This is a genomic window from Rhizobium johnstonii 3841 (genome assembly GCF_000009265.1).
Classification (GTDB): domain Bacteria; phylum Pseudomonadota; class Alphaproteobacteria; order Rhizobiales; family Rhizobiaceae; genus Rhizobium; species Rhizobium acaciae.
In genome coordinates this window covers 140719-156917 of the sequence record NC_008378.1, presented here as the reverse complement: position 1 = coordinate 156917, position 16199 = coordinate 140719, and the positions used below count along the sequence as shown (strand labels likewise).

General features: G+C 61.9%; 17 protein-coding genes. 14 read left to right on the top strand and 3 right to left on the bottom strand.

What is annotated here, in order from left to right:
- Positions 1-8 precede the first annotated feature (8 nt).
- Positions 9-947 (top strand): choline/ethanolamine kinase family protein, encoded by a 939-nt coding sequence (locus RL_RS33715; RefSeq protein WP_011648946.1) that lies wholly within the window; start codon positions 9-11, stop codon positions 945-947.
- Between the two features lie 350 nt (positions 948-1297).
- Here the strand turns inward: RL_RS33715 and RL_RS33710 are convergent, their stop codons facing one another.
- Positions 1298-2206 carry a LysR family transcriptional regulator gene (locus tag RL_RS33710; RefSeq protein WP_011648945.1) on the bottom strand — a complete coding sequence of 303 codons (909 nt, stop codon included), beginning with the start codon at positions 2204-2206 and terminating at the stop codon, positions 1298-1300.
- Between the two features lie 251 nt (positions 2207-2457).
- On the opposite strand from RL_RS33710, the gene RL_RS33705 reads away from it, so the two are divergent.
- Genes RL_RS33705 through RL_RS33685 form a run of 5 tightly spaced genes read left to right on the top strand, consistent with a single transcriptional unit; the run spans position 2458 to position 6713 of the window.
- Positions 2458-3234 (top strand): 5-oxoprolinase subunit PxpA, encoded by a 777-nt coding sequence (locus RL_RS33705; RefSeq protein WP_011648944.1) that lies wholly within the window; start codon positions 2458-2460, stop codon positions 3232-3234.
- A gap of 18 nt (positions 3235-3252) precedes the next feature.
- Complete coding sequence (locus RL_RS33700; protein WP_017957430.1) at positions 3253-3495, top strand: acetyl-CoA carboxylase; 243 nt, start codon at positions 3253-3255, stop codon at positions 3493-3495.
- Positions 3492-4877 carry an acetyl-CoA carboxylase biotin carboxylase subunit gene (locus RL_RS33695; protein WP_011648943.1) on the top strand — a complete coding sequence of 462 codons (1386 nt, stop codon included), beginning with the start codon at positions 3492-3494 and terminating at the stop codon, positions 4875-4877. The genes RL_RS33700 and RL_RS33695 overlap by 4 nt, the downstream gene beginning before the upstream one ends.
- Positions 4877-5752 carry a 5-oxoprolinase subunit B family protein gene (locus RL_RS33690; protein ID WP_011648942.1) on the top strand — a complete coding sequence of 292 codons (876 nt, stop codon included), beginning with the start codon at positions 4877-4879 and terminating at the stop codon, positions 5750-5752. Before RL_RS33695 ends, RL_RS33690 begins: the two co-directional genes overlap by 1 nt.
- Complete coding sequence (locus RL_RS33685; RefSeq protein ID WP_011648941.1) at positions 5742-6713, top strand: biotin-dependent carboxyltransferase family protein; 972 nt, start codon at positions 5742-5744, stop codon at positions 6711-6713. The genes RL_RS33690 and RL_RS33685 overlap by 11 nt, the downstream gene beginning before the upstream one ends.
- Before the next feature lie 22 nt (positions 6714-6735).
- On the opposite strand, the gene RL_RS33680 is transcribed toward RL_RS33685, so the two are convergent.
- Positions 6736-7755, bottom strand: coding sequence for a GntR family transcriptional regulator (locus tag RL_RS33680; protein ID WP_003550283.1), 1020 nt, complete (start codon positions 7753-7755; stop codon positions 6736-6738).
- A gap of 69 nt (positions 7756-7824) precedes the next feature.
- Entirely contained in the window at positions 7825-8070 is a 246-nt protein-coding gene (locus RL_RS33675; protein ID WP_129557823.1) for a hypothetical protein, read from the bottom strand.
- Between the two features lie 232 nt (positions 8071-8302).
- Here RL_RS33675 and RL_RS33670 point away from each other — a divergent pair, with 232 nt between their 5' ends.
- From RL_RS33670 to RL_RS33635, 8 genes are all read left to right on the top strand, one after another.
- Positions 8303-9391: an ABC transporter ATP-binding protein gene (locus RL_RS33670; protein WP_011648939.1), complete on the top strand. Its 1089-nt coding sequence runs from the start codon at positions 8303-8305 to the stop codon at positions 9389-9391.
- Between the two features lie 38 nt (positions 9392-9429).
- On the top strand, positions 9430-10329 hold the full coding sequence (locus RL_RS33665; RefSeq protein ID WP_011648938.1) for an ABC transporter permease: 900 nt from the start codon (positions 9430-9432) through the stop codon (positions 10327-10329).
- A 1-nt stretch (position 10330) separates the two neighbouring features.
- Positions 10331-11176 (top strand): ABC transporter permease, encoded by an 846-nt coding sequence (locus RL_RS33660; protein WP_011648937.1) that lies wholly within the window; start codon positions 10331-10333, stop codon positions 11174-11176.
- Positions 11176-11913 (top strand): SDR family NAD(P)-dependent oxidoreductase, encoded by a 738-nt coding sequence (locus tag RL_RS33655; RefSeq protein ID WP_028742524.1) that lies wholly within the window; start codon positions 11176-11178, stop codon positions 11911-11913. Before RL_RS33660 ends, RL_RS33655 begins: the two co-directional genes overlap by 1 nt.
- Positions 11914-11926: 13 nt before the next feature.
- Positions 11927-12700 (top strand): SDR family NAD(P)-dependent oxidoreductase, encoded by a 774-nt coding sequence (locus RL_RS33650; protein ID WP_011648935.1) that lies wholly within the window; start codon positions 11927-11929, stop codon positions 12698-12700.
- A 103-nt stretch (positions 12701-12803) separates the two neighbouring features.
- Complete coding sequence (locus tag RL_RS33645; RefSeq protein WP_011648934.1) at positions 12804-14039, top strand: ABC transporter substrate-binding protein; 1236 nt, start codon at positions 12804-12806, stop codon at positions 14037-14039.
- 107 nt (positions 14040-14146) lie between these two features.
- A complete protein-coding gene (locus RL_RS33640) occupies positions 14147-15256 on the top strand; it encodes an ABC transporter ATP-binding protein (protein WP_026158321.1) in 1110 nt (369 codons plus the stop codon).
- 53 nt (positions 15257-15309) lie between these two features.
- A complete protein-coding gene (locus tag RL_RS33635; RefSeq protein ID WP_011648932.1) occupies positions 15310-16191 on the top strand; it encodes a polysaccharide deacetylase family protein in 882 nt (293 codons plus the stop codon).
- The last annotated feature ends 8 nt before the right edge of the window (positions 16192-16199 follow it).

Sequence of the window (16199 nt, the reverse complement as noted above, 5' to 3'; positions counted from 1 at the left end):
ATCAAGCCATGGAAAAACGATTGGGAGAAGCGGCAAACGAGGCGGAAGCGGAGATCGAATCCCTGCTGCGTGAGATTGAGCCGTGGTCGGGACGCGAACTCCACTACGGTCCGGTGCACGGCGGTATCAGCAATTCGAACTGGCGGGTCAGGGTCGCAGGCGAACAGGGCCGCTTCTTCGTCAAGGTTCCTGGCCGCGGCACCGAGATGTTCATCGACCGTAACGCGGCGCTGGATGCCAGCCGTCGGGCGCAGGACCTCGGCATCGGCCCGAGGATCTACGAGTATCTCGCTGACAGGGGTGTCGAGATTGCCGATTACATCGAAGGCCACCGCGCCTGCACCAACCGCGATTTCCAGGATCCGACGGTGCGCAAAGCCGTCGTCGGGCTCTACCGCACCTTCAACGATTCAGGCAGACTGCCGCTGACCAAGACGATCTTCGACATGATCGACGAACACATCGAGCAAGTGCGCGAACTGAACGGTGCCTTCCCGATCGATTTTGCCTGGCTTTACAAGCAATATCGGCTGGCACGCGCGGCTCTCGAGGCCTCCGGCATCGATCTCGTTGCCTGTTTCAACGATCCCATGGCGGGCAATTTCATGGTCGCCGAGGACAAGTCGCTGATGCTGATCGACTACGAATATGCCTCTAATAACGACCGTTGCTACGATATCGGCATCTGGTGCGGCGAGATGTTCTTCTCCGATGCCGTGGAGGCGGAAGTGATAGAGGAATATTTCGGCCGTTTCGATCCGCGAATGAAGGCTCGTCTTGCCGTGCACCGGGCGCTTGCCGATGTGAAATGGTCGACTTGGGCCATGGTCCAGAATGTCGTCTCTGCGCTCGATTTTGATTTCTACAAATATGGCGCCTGGAAACACATGCGCGCTCGCGCGGCCATGCAGGATCCGCGCTGGGTCGAGTATCTCAAGGCCGTTTGATCCGGTGGACTTTTCAGATGATCGGCGGAAAGCCTGACTCGTATTCCGAGCGCATTTCTTAGGTGCGCGATAATCGCATGAGCATACCACTCTGCCGCCCCCTTCTAGTGTGGCTCGTCAATCACTGCATCACGTCGTGCGGAGGGATCTCAGCTGGCAGCTACATCACCACGGACTCCTATAGCCGTCAGTGAAAGCGGTCGACGAACCCAAACGGGATACCGAGCAGTCTCGGTTACCGACAGTCAGCCTGCAAGTCGTCGTTGCCACAAATCTCGGACGCTTTGGTGGTCCGGAGGACCATCGCGTACCGGCAGCCATTCCTGACCTGCCGAGGCTCGAAGACGAATTCATGCATTGGTGCCCGGCAGGCCGAACGCCTGCTGAAAATATCGGCGAAAGGCATGCATGGCTGGAGTGAAGTCGGTGTTGGCGCGCCAAGCGAGGCCGACATCCATCGGTGGCACCGGATCCTTGATGTTGATTGTCTCGATCCGCCGGCCTTCCAGCGACCAGGGGCGGTGTACCATATCCGACAGGATCGCGACGCCGAGGTTGTTAGCGACCATGGAGCGTACTGCCTCGATCGACGAGGTGCGCAGCATCACGCGGGGTTGATAGGGTGTCGTGCTCCAGTACTTCAGCGACGAATACGCCGCCTCGTCCACCGTCAGCATGATGTAGGGCTCCTCGGCGATTTCCTGCAGGCCGACGCCCACATGCTTCAGTAGCGGATGCTGCGCCGCCACCCAGAGCCTGCGGATGGAACGCAAAAGCGTCTCGGTGGTGAGCGCGGTATTCAGGATATTCGAGGTGAGAAGTACCGAAATGTCGTACCGGTTGACCAGCAGGCCTTCCTCGATCGACTCGCGGTTTACCTCGTAAAGCTGGATGCGCAGCTTAGGATAGAGTCGCCGCATGCGCTCTATGTGGAGCGGCAGGAAGTAGCCGATGACGGTGTAGGTCGCCGCAACAGTCAGATCGCCCTCGATGTCGCTGCTGACATAGTTCAGATGCGTTGCCTCATCGACCTTGGCGAGGATCTCGTAGGCGTAGGAAAGAAACTGCCGGCCGGCGGCGGTCAGTTCCATGCCCTGCGGCATGCGCGTGAAAAGAGCAACGCCGATCGATTTTTCCAGTTCCTTGATGGCGGTCGTCACTGCCGACTGCGAGATCGAGAGCTGTGCCGCTGCATAGGAGATCTGTCCTTGCTCGGCGGTTGCGACGAAATAGCGGAGCTGCCGGAAACTGAGGCTCATGATCTGTTTTTCCCATCGAATTATCTGAATTCGGCTTGAATAAATCCGATCGACTGCTTTTAACTTATGCGAGTGCTCTACGAATTTGAGGCGGAATCGAGCCAAGCCGTTGGAAAGAAACATATTAAGCTTCGCCCGTGATTTAAGCGCAGGTATCTCTTTTCTCGATAATGATGCCGCAAAAAATGAATTTTTCAAATCCTGTTTCGTCGCGTAGCGTTTTCGTCGGATGACAACGGCGGGAAGACAGTTTGAAAGATATCGTCGACATCAACTGCGATATGGGAGAGGCCTTCGGTCGCTGGCGGATCGGCGATACGCAGGATTCGCTGCTGATCTCGCACATCAGCTCGGCCAATATCGCCACCGGCTTCCATGCCGGCGACCCGAACCTGATCGACGAGACCGTGGCGCTAGCCGCGGCTCATGGGGTCGGGATCGGCGCGCATCCTGGCTACAATGACCTTCAGGGCTTCGGCCGTCGCAAGATTGTCGGCAGCAGCAAGGAGCTGGTCAACGACATCATCTATCAGGTGGGCGCGCTGCGCGAGTTCGCCCGCCGCTACAGCGTGCCGGTGCAGCATGTGAAGCCGCATGGCGCGCTCTACATGGAGATGGCGGTCAATCCGGACTTCGCTCAGCTCTTTGTCCAGTATATGCGCATCGTCTCGCCCAACGCCTTTGTCTTCTGCATGGGCGGCTCGGCGACGCACAAGGCGGCACTCGATGCCGGACAGCCTGTCGTGCGCGAGTTCTACGCTGACCGCGACTACGACGACAGCGGTTCGATCGTCTTTACCCGCGATGCCGGCCGCCCAGACCCGATGGTGCTGGCGCAGAAAGTGCTGCGCGCCTGCCAGGAGGGCAAGGTCCGCACGGTCACGGGCAACGATATCGACATCGAATTTGAATCCATCTGCTTTCATTCCGATACGCTCGGCGCGCTCGACATCGTTCTCAGCATGCGCGAGCTTCTGATCGGTGCCGGAATCCGGATCGTGCCCGTGTCGCAGATCCTTGGACATTAGACTTTGCGGAGACCGACCATGAGCAAGATTGAAATCCGTTCGCCCCTGCCGGGCACCTTCTACCGGGCTTCGGCGCCGGATGCGCCGCCCTTCAAGGCAGACGGCGACGATGTCACCGAGGCCGAAACGATCGGCGTGATCGAGGTGATGAAGACATTCCAGGAAGTTCCGGCTGGTGTTTCCGGCAAGGCGATCACCTTCCTCGTCGACAATGAGGAGCCTGTCATGGCAGGGCAGGTCATCGCGGAGGTCGAGGCATGACGATCCGCTCGGTGCTCGTCGCCAATCGCGGGGAAATCGCCGTTCGCGTCATCAAGGCGGCGAAGGCGCTCGGTATCCGGACCGTGCAGGTGCACAGCGCAGCAGATGCCGACATGCTGGCGGTGCGGCTCGCCGACGAGGCGGTGAACATCGGCCCGCCGGCGCCGAAGAAATCCTATCTCGACATCGAGGCGGTGATCGCCGCCGCCAAGGCGGCCGGTGTCGATGCCGTGCATCCGGGCTACGGCTTTCTGTCCGAAAACGGCGATTTCGCCGATGCGGTGCGCGACGCCGGCATGATTTTCATCGGTCCTTCCGGCGATGCGATCCGCACGCTCGGCGACAAGGTGGCGGCGCGGCAGGTGGCAAAACGCGCGGGCGTGCCGACGGTGCCCGGCAGCGACGGGCGTGTGGCCGGGCTCGAAGAGGCGCGGTTGCTCGCAGGCGAGATCGGTTTTCCTGTGATGATCAAGGCGGCGGCTGGCGGCGGCGGACGCGGCATCCGGATCGTCGACAGCATCGCCGAGCTCGAACAGCAGTTTCCGCTGGCTTCGGCCGAGGCACTGGCCGCATTCGGCGACGGCGGACTTTATCTGGAAAAGGTCATCGCCCGCGCCCGGCACGTCGAGGTGCAGATCTTCGGCGACGGACAGAATTTCGTGCATTTCTTCGAACGCGAATGCTCCTTGCAGCGGCGGCGCCAGAAGGTGTGGGAGGAGGCGCCCGCCTTCATGCTGCCTGCCGACATGCGCGAACGCCTCTGCGTCAGCGCCGTGGCGCTTGCGCGCGAGGTCGGCTATCGCGGCGCCGGCACGGTCGAATATCTCTATGACGACGAAACGGGCGACTTCTACTTCATCGAAGTCAACACCCGCATCCAGGTCGAGCATCCTGTTACCGAGATGATCACCGGGTTCGACCTGGTGCAGGAGATGTTCAAGGTCGCCGGCGGTGCGGCTCTTTCGGTCGCTCAGCGCGACATCGTGGCCAGCGGCCATGCGATCGAGTGTCGCATCAATGCCGAGGATCCGTTCAAAGCCTTCCAGCCATCGCCAGGTACGATCGCGTCGCTGTCGGTCCCGGAAGGCGAGGGCATCCGGTTCGACACGATGCTCTACGAGGGCTACACGATCCCGCCCTTTTATGATTCCCTGCTCGGCAAGCTGATCGTGCACGCCGAAACACGCAAGGCCTGCCTCGAAAAGCTTGCCGCGTCGCTGACGGCTCTCGCGATCGAAGGCGTGCCGACGACGGTGGCGCTGCATCTGGCGCTCGCCCGCGATGCAAGCGTCGCCAAGGGCGCTTTCCATACCCGCTTTCTCGAACAATGGCTGGAGCACGATTTTCCCGCTCTGGCCGGCCGGACCCAGGAGGTTGCCTGATGCCTGCGCGATATACCTTCGGAGGTGATGAACACCTCTTCGTCGAATGCAGCAGCGAGATGTCGCTGGAAGCCTTCTTCAAGAGCTTGTCCATGGCGACAGCGGTCCGCGAAAGCCGGATCAGGGGCGTCACCGAGATCTGCCCGGCCAATGCCTCGTTCCAGGTAAAGTTCAATCCCGATCTCATCAAGCCGGACGACATCCTGCGGGAGGTGCAGGCGATCGAGGGCGTGGCGGAAAAATCCGAGCCGGTCCTGAAGACCCGCATCATCGAGATTCCGGTCTTCTATAATGATCCATGGACATACGAGACGCTGATGCGCTTTCGCGAACGGCACCAGGAACCCGGCGGAACGGATCTCGATTATGCTGCCCGGATCAACGGCTACGGCGGTGTCGAGGATTTCGTCGCCGCCCATGCGGGTTCGCCCTGGTTCGTGTCGATGGTCGGTTTCGTGGCGGGGCTTCCGTTCATGTACCAGATGGTCGAGCGGCAGCGGCAGATCGAAGTGCCGAAATATCTGAGGCCACGCACCGACACGCCCAAACTGACGGTCGGCCATGGCGGCTGCTTCGGCTGCATCTATTCGGTGCGCGGCGCCGGCGGCTACCAGATGTTCGGCGTCACGCCGATGCCGATCTTCGACCCGACGCAGCAAACGAGTTACCTGCGCGATTTCATGGTGTTCTTCCGTCCTGGTGATATCGTCAAGTTCAAGCCGGTCGATCGCGACGGTTACGACACGGCAGTCGAAGAGGTCGACAAGAAGCTCTTCAGCCCGCCGATCCGCGAGGTCCGGTTCGATCTTCGCGAATTCAGCAAGGATATCCACGGTTACAACGCCGCGCTGGAGGGCGTTCTCCATGGCCATTAAGGTGCTGCACCCGGGACTATCGACCAGCGTCCAGGATCTCGGCCGTCCGGGCTATTTCCACCTCGGCATCCCGATCGGCGGCGCCATGGACCGCTACGCCATGCGTGCCGCCAATCTGCTCGTCGGCAACGACGAAGGGGCGGCGGGTCTCGAGGCGGTCTTCATGGGACCGAAGCTCGAATTCGCCGAGGATGCCCTGGTGGCCGTCACCGGTGCCGACATGCCGGCCAAGGTCGACGGCGTGGGGCAGCCCGGCTGGACGGCTTTCAAGGTCAAGGCCGGCCAGGTGTTGAGCTTCGACTTCCTGAAATCCGGCGCGCGCATCCTGATCGCGGTCGCGGGCGGCATCGACGTGCCGGAAGCGCTCGGCAGCCGCTCCACCTATCCGATCGGCGCGCTCGGCGGCTACAAGGGCAGGGCGCTGGCAGCCGGCGACGCACTGCCGGTCGGAAAGGCCGGCCTTGCCGAGGAAGGAAAAAGCGTCGCCGAAGAGCTGCGGCGCAGACCCGGAACGCCGGCAGAGCTGCGCGTGCTGCCGGGGCTCTACTGGGACCGGCTGACGGATGCCGCCAAGGCGAGCTTCTTCGCCGACGAGTGGAAGGTGGCGCCTGAGGCCGACCGCATGGGCTACCGCTTCCGCGGCGGGCGCAAGCTCGACTTCCTGGACCGCAAGCAGCCCTTCGGCGCCGGTTCCGATCCGTCGAACATCGTCGACAGCTGCTACCCCTACGGCTCGATTCAGGTGCCGGGCGGAACGGAGCCGATCATCCTTCATCGCGACGCTGTCTCCGGCGGCGGCTATTTCATGGTCGGCACGGTAATCTCGGCGGACATGGACCTCATCGGCCAGTTACAGCCGCATACACCGGCGCGGTTCGTCGAGGTGACGATGGATGAGGCGCTGAAGGCGAGGGCCGATCGCGCAGCGCTGCTCGACCGCCTCCGCCAGAGCCTGTCGTGAGGTGACGAGGATGGCCTGTCGATCACTCGACGTGCGTCAGGTAATCGGCGGTCACGCTCGGGCCGGGAATGATGGCGACGATCTTCATCTGGGCGATCATGCGCTTCATCGAGGCATCGAGATGGGTCTCCAGCATGGCGGCAGCCGCATCGACGGCGCCGCGCATCAAAAGCTCGACGATCAGCCGCATCTCGGTAATCGCGGTCGGATCATCGGGCAGGCCGAGATGACGCAGCAGCCGTTCGGCGGCGTTGACGGGCAAAAGGTTGTTGCGGATCAGTTCCCGCGTCTTCTCGTTTGCCGTCGTCAGCACGCAGATGTCGATCATCTGCTCCTGGAGTTCCTCGAGCTTTTCGAGGTGGTCGACCGGCTGCGAAGCTTCAAGACCGGCCAAGCGTGTGAAGAGTTCGGTCAGGCGTTCGCGATCGACGGCGGCAGCGCCGGCCTTGAGCGCCGCGGGCTCCAGCATGCGTCGAAGCGTGAAGTGATCCTTGATCGTCTGGGCCGTCAACGGGCCAGCGATCCAGTGGGAACTCTGGTTCTTCCGGACGAGGCCGCGTTCCTGCAACCGGCTGAGGACGTCGCGCACCACCGTGCGGCTGACCTTGAAATGATTGGCGAGTTCGATCTCGATGATGCGGTACTGGCCAAAGACGACACAGCCGGCCACGTCGCGCTCGACCGTGTTGTAGATGCGCGCCCAGGACGAACGGCTCTGCAACGCCTCGTCGGCATGCTGGGCGATGACGAGGCCAAAGGACTTGATATCTGTGCGGTTCGGCGTCAGACCTGCATCCTGAGGGCCGACAAGAAAGCCACGTCCCTGGAAGCGGTGGACGAGGCCATCGGCCTCCAGACGAAGCAGGGCGCGCTGCACCGGCGCGCGCGACGTTTGGAGAATATCGGCGATCGGCCCCTCCAGCAGGACCAGACCCAGCGGCAGCTGCCCACCGACGATGTTGTCGCGCAGGATATGCTCGGCAATCTCGTACCGACGCTGGGCCGTCTGTGCTGGGAGATTGCGTATCATTGGGCGGGGCATCCTCCATCCAACCACGGATGGCAACAAAATCGAAATTCTCTTTAGTGTATTTCGCAGTTTCGGACTATGTCAAAATAAATGTCTTTTGCATACCGAAATTGCATTTTCTGCGAGAAGGGGAGCGGGTTGCACTTTTTTGTCCCGCTGGGCCGTTTCCCCGTCGAAAGGGTCTGGCGGTGCGGAGAGCTGCGCATGGAAAGCGCATTTGATGCAGAAATATGCGAGTTTTGCCGAGTATTCGCCGAAAAAATGCGCATAGTGAGCCGGAGCTTTCATCTCTCCTTTTCGAGTTTTGCCATCTATCGATGCGATCATTTTATGACTTCGCGTTGCCATGCACAAAATCTCGACGGTTTCCAAAAAAGCCTATTGAATACAAAAACCATTTATGTCATCAATTCAGCATAGGAATGCCGCTAGAAGCACTCCTGGGGTGAACGACAAAAAACGTCAGACTGCCGATCGATTTCCGCCGCGTGCCTGACTGCGCGCGAACGGTTCCGGCTGCCATGTCGCAGGGATGCGGCGGCAAGCGTGCTGACGCAAGATGGAGAGGCTCTTGTCTTCGGTTCTCAAGCTCGCAGGTGTCACCAAGGCCTACGGTACGCTGAACGCGCTCGACGGCATCGACCTGTCGCTGCCGAACGACAGCTATGTTTCGCTTCTGGGGCCGAGCGGATCGGGAAAGACGACGCTGCTGCGCGTCATCGCCGGTTTCGAGCAGCCGGATCTCGGCACCGTTGTTTTCAAAGGCCAGCGTATCGAGACGGTGCCGCCGCACCGGCGCGACATCGGCTTCGTCTTCCAGAATTTTGCCCTCTTTCCGCATCTTTCAGTCTCCAGGAACATTGCCTTCGGGCTGGAAAACCGCGTCGAAAATCCGGTGACCGATCCTGCTATCGTGCAGGCTAGGGTCAAGGACATGATTGCGCTTGTCGGCCTATCTGGCCTCGAGGATCGCGGCGTCGCGCAGATCTCCGGCGGTCAGCGGCAGCGCGTGGCGCTGGCCCGCACGCTGGTGACCGAACCGTCGCTGGTTCTGCTCGACGAGCCGCTTGGCGCACTCGACGCCAATCTTCGTGCCCGCATGCGCAGCGAGCTCAGGCTGATCCGCGAGCGCTGCGGCGTCACCTTCCTGCACGTGACCGGCAGCGAGAGCGAGGCGCTTGCCATGGGCGACATGGTGCTGGTGCTCGACAGCGGCCGGATCGCGCAGGCGGCAGACGCCGATACGATCTACAACCGGCCGAAGTCGCTGGCGGTGGCGGGCTTTCTCAACTGCTACAATCTTTTCGAAGGCCGGCTCGCCGGGGAGAGCTTCCTCGGCCCCTATGGTGCTTTCCCGCTCGGCGACCAAATGCAGTTCCGCGACGACCGCACCGGCTACGCGATCCGCTACGACCGTGTTGCGATCCGCCCGGCCGAAGCGCCTGTTGCCGATGACGAGGTGAAGCTCGAGGCGACCTTCGTCGCCGACGAATATTCGGGCGCCGCGATCAACTCCTTCTTCTCGCTCGATGACGGCCGCGTCTTCGAAGTGGAATCTCATCTGAGCCAGAGCATGCCGCCTGCCTGTGCGCCCCAGTCGCGCTACGCACTCGTCTGGAAGCGCCGGGATGCCCTCGTTTACGCCTGACACTCTTACCGCGCAGCCGCGGGACGGGAGACTGACTGATGTCGATAAGTGCCACAACAGCCGAGACCGAGACCACCGTGGAACCGGTCAGGAAGGCATCCGGCAAGACGCTCTGGCTGTTGGCCCCGGGCGTTATCTGGATGCTGCTTTTTCTGGTAACACCCATCCTGATGATGATCTACGTGTCCTTCTGGACGCAGACGACCTTCAAGATCACGCCTGATCTTACCATCAAGAGCTGGATCACCTTCTTCACCACGGACACCTATCTCAGCGCTCTTTGGACGACGGTCAGGATCTGGTTGATCGTGCTTGTCTCGACGCTGGTCGTCGGCTATCCGGCGGCCCTCTATGTCGGCCTCTTCGTCAAGAACAAGACAATCCAGACGGCGCTTCTCGTCCTCTGCGTCATCCCTTTCTGGACCTCTTTCCTGATCCGCGTGCTCGCCTGGCGGCCGATGTTGGGCAAGGAGGGGGCGATCAATCTCATCCTGCAGGGTCTCGGCATCATCAACCAGCCGATCGAGGTGCTGCTGTTCTCCGAACTCTCGGTCATCATCGGCATGACGCAGATCTATTGCGTCTTCATGGTCGGGCCGATCGCCTTCATGATGGGCCGCATCGACCAGAGCGTCATCGAAGCGGCGCAGGATCTCGGTGCGGGCTTCTGGCGCATCTTCCGCACCATCATCCTGCCGCTCACCATGCCGGGCGTGGTGGTCGGCGCGATCTTCGTCTCCGTCATGGTGCTTGGTGAGTTCGCGACGGCCGCGGCCCTTTCCGGCCGCAAGGTGAACCTCCTCGGCAATATCATCGTCACCCAGGTCGGATCGCTGAAATGGGCCTTCGCCGCCGTCGTCGGCGTCGTGCTCACCGTGCTCATGGGCATTGTGGTCGCAGCACTCCTGCGCGTCGTCGATCTCAGGAAGGAGCTCTGACATGCAGGCAGGCGGCATCAAGCTTTCACTCGGCGTCTACACCGCGCTCTTCCTGATCTTCCTTTACGCACCGATGGTGGTGCTCGCCATTCTGTCTTTCCAGACAGGGCCGGAAGGCGGACCGCAGTTCCCGATCATCGAATGGTCGACCTACTGGTACAAGCATCTCTTCGGCCTGACGCCGCCGTCGCGCATCGCGCCGCTGCCGATCAACGAAGCCCTGGTCCGCTCGCTGGTGCTCTCGGTGATGACGATGATCGTTTCCACCGTGCTCGGCGTCACCTCGGCGCAGGCCTTCCGTCGCCGGTTCCCTGGCTCGGGCGTCGTCTTCTACCTGATCGTTCTCGGCATGATGGTCCCCGGCGTTCTCGTCGGCCTTGGCATGGCGCTCGTCGCCAATGCGCTCGGCGTCGACCGGCACTGGTGGGGAACGGCCTTCGTGCTGCACGTGGTCTACACTTACCCCTTCGCCTTTCTCGTCATGCTGGCGATCCTCAACCGCTTCGACCAGAGCGTCGAGGAGGCGTCGTGGTCGCTCGGCGTGTCGCCGGCGCGCACCTTCCGCAAGGTGACGTTCCCGCTGATCTTTCCGGGCGTGCTCTCGGCCATGCTCTTTGCCTTCACGCTGTCCTATGACGAATTCTCGCGCACGCTGTTTGCGTCCGGCCGCGACCTGACGCTGCCGCTCGCCATTTACGGCACCTTCTCGGTGGAGGTGCATCCAAACGTCTTCGCCTTTGGGGTGCTGACGACGATCTTCTCCTTCGCGCTGCTCGGCGTCTACGCCGTCCTGATGATGCTTTCCATACGCCGCGCCAAGCGAGTCGCGATCCAGGAGGAGGCGTGATGCCGATACCTTCAGCCATCGTCACGGGTGCAGGATCCGGCATCGGCCGCGCGATCGCAGCCCGGCTGTCGCAGGACGGCTATGCCGTGCTCGTCAATGATCTCCATCTCGACCGTGCACAGGCGGTAGCCGACGAGATCGCGGTTGCCGGCGGGAAGGCCGTTGCGGTTGCCGGCGACGTCTCTTCCGAGACGGATACGGCGAACGTCTACGATGTCGCAGTTTCGGCCTTCGGCCATCCCCGGTTGCTCGTCAACTGTGCCGGCATCGTCCACCAGGCACTGTTCGAGAACCTCGAGGTCGCGGACTTCGACCGGATGTTCGCGATCCATGTGCGCGGCACCTTTCTGATGACCAAGCTGGCTTTGCCATCGATGCTCGCCGCCGGCGATGGCGTCATCATCAACGTCGCCTCACAGCTCGGCCAGATCGGCGGCATCGAACTCGTCCATTATGCCGGCGCCAAGGCGGCGATCATCGGCATGACGAAATCGCTAGCCCGCGAGGTCTCGAACCGCGGCGTGCGCGTCAATGCCGTCGCTCCCGGGCCGATCAACACGCCACTGGTGCGCGAACTCTCGCAGGAATGGCGCGTCCGCAAGGCCGCCGAGCTGCCGCTCGGCCGTTTCGGCGAGCCGGAAGAGGTTGCCGCCACCGTTTCGTTTCTCGCATCGCCCGCCGCCAGCCTGTTCGTCGGCCAGACGCTTGGCCCGAACTCCGGCGACGTCATGCTCTAGTCAGGAAAACAGAATGACCACGATCTCTTCGACACCCCGCATCGTACTGATCACCGGCGCCGGCATCGGTATCGGCAAGGCGACTGCCAAGGCATTCGCTGCGCTCGGCGACCACGTGATCGTCACGGATGTCCTGAAGGTCGAGGGGCGCGCCGCCGTGGCGGAGATCGAGGATGCGGGCGGTTCGGCCGAATTCATCGAACTCGACGTCCGCTCGACGTCGGCCGTCGATGCCCTGGTCGCCGACGTGGAGAAACGTTACGGCCGTCTCGACGTGATTATCGCCAATGCCGGCATCGCCCACAAGGCACCGCTCGATGTGCTCGACGACGACCGGTGGGAGCTGACCTTCGACATCGATCTCAAGGGCATCTTCCGCGTGGTCCGTGCCGCCGTACCGGGGATGAGGGCACGCAAATCCGGCGCGGTGGTGGCGCTCTCCTCGATCATGGGTGTCGCCTACGGCTGGGACGAGCACGTGCATTATTCCGCAGCCAAGGCCGGTGTCGTCGGCCTCGTGCGCGGTCTGGCTGTCGAACTCGCCCGCGACGGCATCCGCGTCAACGGCATGGCGCCCGGCTACATCCGCACCGCACAGCTTCTATCGGAAGAGAACTCGCTCGGACCGAAGGGCGCGGAAGCGGCAAGCGCCTTCATCCCGATGGGGCGGCTCGGCGAACCGGAGGACATTGCCGACGTGATCGTCTTCCTGGCGTCAAACAGCGCAAGATACATGACCGGCCAGACACTGGTCGTGGATGGAGGGCTCCTCGTGGGCCGATACTGACGGCGGGCGCGTCAGGACCGATCCCGTCCTGACGCCGAGGCTGGACGAGAACGATGGGTGGTCATGAAGGCCATCCCGGGGAACAAAAAACCGGAGAACGACAATGACAATTTCGATGGACATGAATCGACGTTCACTGCTGAAGCGATCCGCAGGCGCGATGGCGCTTGCCATCGGCGGCGGTACGCACTTCCTCTCTTCGCGGGCGGCCTATGCGCAGGCCGCCAGCCTCGCCGGCGAGCAGCTGCGCACGATCGGCCTTTCGGTGACCGTGCAGGAACGCATCCTGGCCGACTTCAAGGCGGCAAGCGGCGTCGGCACGACCTCCGGCACCGCGGCAACCTTCCCGGACGCGCAGACACGGATCCTCTCCGGTTCGAAGGACTATGACGTCTGGGAAACGATCGGCGAGCGCCTTCCCTCCGTCGTCATGACCGACAATGCCGACCCGATCGAGACCGCGGGCCTGAAGAGCTGGTCGAACATCCGCGAGATCTTCACCAAGCCTGATCCGAAGTTCGACCCCAAGGCGCAGATCGTCGGTCAGATCTGGACGGACGAGACGCAGACGGCGCTCTGGATGGTACCTTCGGTCTTCAACTTCGATTCGGTCGGTTATAATCCGGAGGTGCTCTCCGACGAGGAAGCCAACAGCTGGACGGCGATCTTCGACAGCAAGTACAAGGGCAAGTCCGGCCTCAACACCGACCCGCTGACAGCCTTCGGCCAGGCGGTCATGGCGATGAACACGCTTGGCCTCTCCAACGTCAAGAACCCCGGCAATCCGACCGCCGCGCAAATCGACGAAGCCGCGAAGTTCCTGATCTCGAAGAAGAAGGAAGGCCAGTTCCGCGCTCTCTGGGGCGATTTCGGCGAACTCGTCAACTTCCTGGCATCCGGCGAAATCGTCGTCTGCGACGCCTGGCAGCCGGCGGTCATGGCCGTCAAGGCACAGGGAAAGCCCTGCAAATACGCCATCCCGAAGGAAGGCTATCGCGCCTGGTCGATCGGCAACACCATGCTGAAGGGCACGCCGAACAAGGAAGCCGTCGTCGCCTATGCAGATTACTGGCTGTCGGGCGAACCAGGCATCACGGTGTCCGAGCAGGGCTATTATTCGCCGACCACCAACATCAAGGAGAAGATGGCGCCGGAGAAATATGCCTTCTGGTACGAAGGCAAGCCGTGGGTCGGTGCGGCTGAGCGCGGCATCAAGGAGGGCGATCTGCGCGACGGCGGTTCGCTCGAGACCCGCGCCGCAAACGTCGCCTACTGGCACCAGTGGCCGGACGAATACGACCACCTCATCCAGAAGTGGGACGAATTCCTCAGCGCCTGATGCGTTACCCCCAGCGCCCGGGCATCCCACGTGAGATGCGGTGAGGGCGCCACCTGGCAGGCGGCTCCGGTCGCCTGTCCTTTAACCAGCAACCCGGAATGACCGACATGATACATGACCTCGAGCTCTACCAGATCGGCAAGGTCTACGATAACGGAACGCCGGCCGTGATCGATTTCAACCTCACCGTCGACAAGGGCGAGTTCATCGCGTTCCTCGGCCCGTCCGGCTGCGGCAAGACGACGACGCTGCGGATGATCGCCGGCTTCGAAAGCATCTCCTCCGGCAATCTGATGGTCAGAGGCGAGCGGATCAACGATATCGGCCCGGCGCAGCGGCCGACCTCGATGATCTTCCAGAATTATGCGCTCTTCCCGCACATGACGGTGCGCAACAATATCGGTTACGGCCTCGACGTGAAGCGCATGGAAAAGGCCCAGCGCAATGCAAAGGTCGATCGCATTCTCGAAAAGCTCGGTCTCGAGGACGTCGCCGACAAGCGCTGCGACAAGCTTTCCGGCGGCCAGCGACAGCGCATCGCACTTGCGCGCGGCCTCGTGGTCGAGCCTGATATTCTGCTGCTCGACGAACCGCTCGGCGCCCTGGACGCCAACCTGCGCAAGACGATCCAGAGCGAATTGAAACTGCTGCAACGCGAGCTCGGCGTGACGTTCGTTTTCGTGACCCACGCCCAGTCCGAGGCGCTGGCGCTTTCCGATCGGATCGTTGTGATGAACCAGGGTCGGATCGAACAGATCAGCCCGCCGCATCAGCTCTATACGCGGCCGAATACGCCTTTCGTCGCGCAGTTCATCGGCCGCAACACGATCTTCAAGGGTGCGGTCAAGGGCCACGAAAAGGGACATGTCATGGTCGACACGCCACTCGGCCTTCTCGCCGGCGATGCCAATGGCGCGGTCGCAGACGGAGATGCGGTGAGCGTCGTGATCCCTGCCGAAGCAGTCGAGGTGCATGCGCTCGACAAGGGCGGCCGTGACGCGATCGCTGAGGCCTCCAGCGGCAATATCATCGACGCCAGGATCCACCGCTTCGACGTCGTCGGGCATATCTCGCATCTTTCGGTCGCCCTGCCGGACGGACGTATGCTGGCGCTCGAAGCCCATGTCGACAAGTATCCGCCCGGCGCGTTTCCAGTCGATGCGCCGGTCGCGCTCGCCTTCAAGCCCGAAAACGCCACCGTCATTCCCGCCCACTGAACAGCCGGTCGATCAAAGCCGGACCAACGAGAACATCACAAGGAGACCCCGCAATGGCAAAAGAAATCTTCTGCAGCTTCGGCATCGACGTGGACGCCGTTGCCGGCTGGCTCGGCTCGTATGGCGGCGAAGATTCGCCGGACGACATCTCGCGGGGCCTGTTTTCCGGCGAAGTCGGCAGCCCACGGCTGTTGAAGCTGTTCGAGCGCTTCGGCATCAAGACCACCTGGTTCATCCCCGGCCACTCCATCGAGACGTTCCCGGAGCAGATGCAGGCCGTCGCCGCTGCCGGCCACGAGATCGGCATCCATGGCTACACGCATGAAAACCCGATCGCAATGACGCGCGAGCAGGAGACCGAGGTGCTCGACAAGTGCATCGAGCTCGTCGCCAAGCTCTCCGGCAAGCGGCCGACCGGCTATGTGGCGCCCTGGTGGGAATTCTCCAACGTCACCAACGAACTCCTGCTCGAGCGTGGCATCAAGTACGACCATTCGCTCATGCATAACGACTTCACGCCGTACTATGTCCGCGTCGGCGACAGCTGGACTAAGATCGACTATTCGAAGAAGCCGTCGGACTGGATGGTGCCTCTGAAGCGCGGTCACGAGACCGATCTGATCGAGATCCCGGCATCGTGGTATCTCGACGACCTGCCGCCGATGATGTTCATCAAGAAAGCCCCCAACAGCCACGGCTTCGTCAACCCGCACGACATCGAGCAGATGTGGCGCGACCAGTTCGACTGGGTCTATCGCGAGATGGACTACGCCGTCTTCCCGATCACCATCCACCCTGATGTCGCCGGCCGGCCGCAGGTACTGATGATGTTGGAGCGCCTCTACGCCCACATGATCAAACATCCCGGCGTCAAGTTCGTGACGATGAACGAGATCGCCGACGACTTTGCCAAACGCTTCCCGCGCAAGAAGTAAGAGGCAAA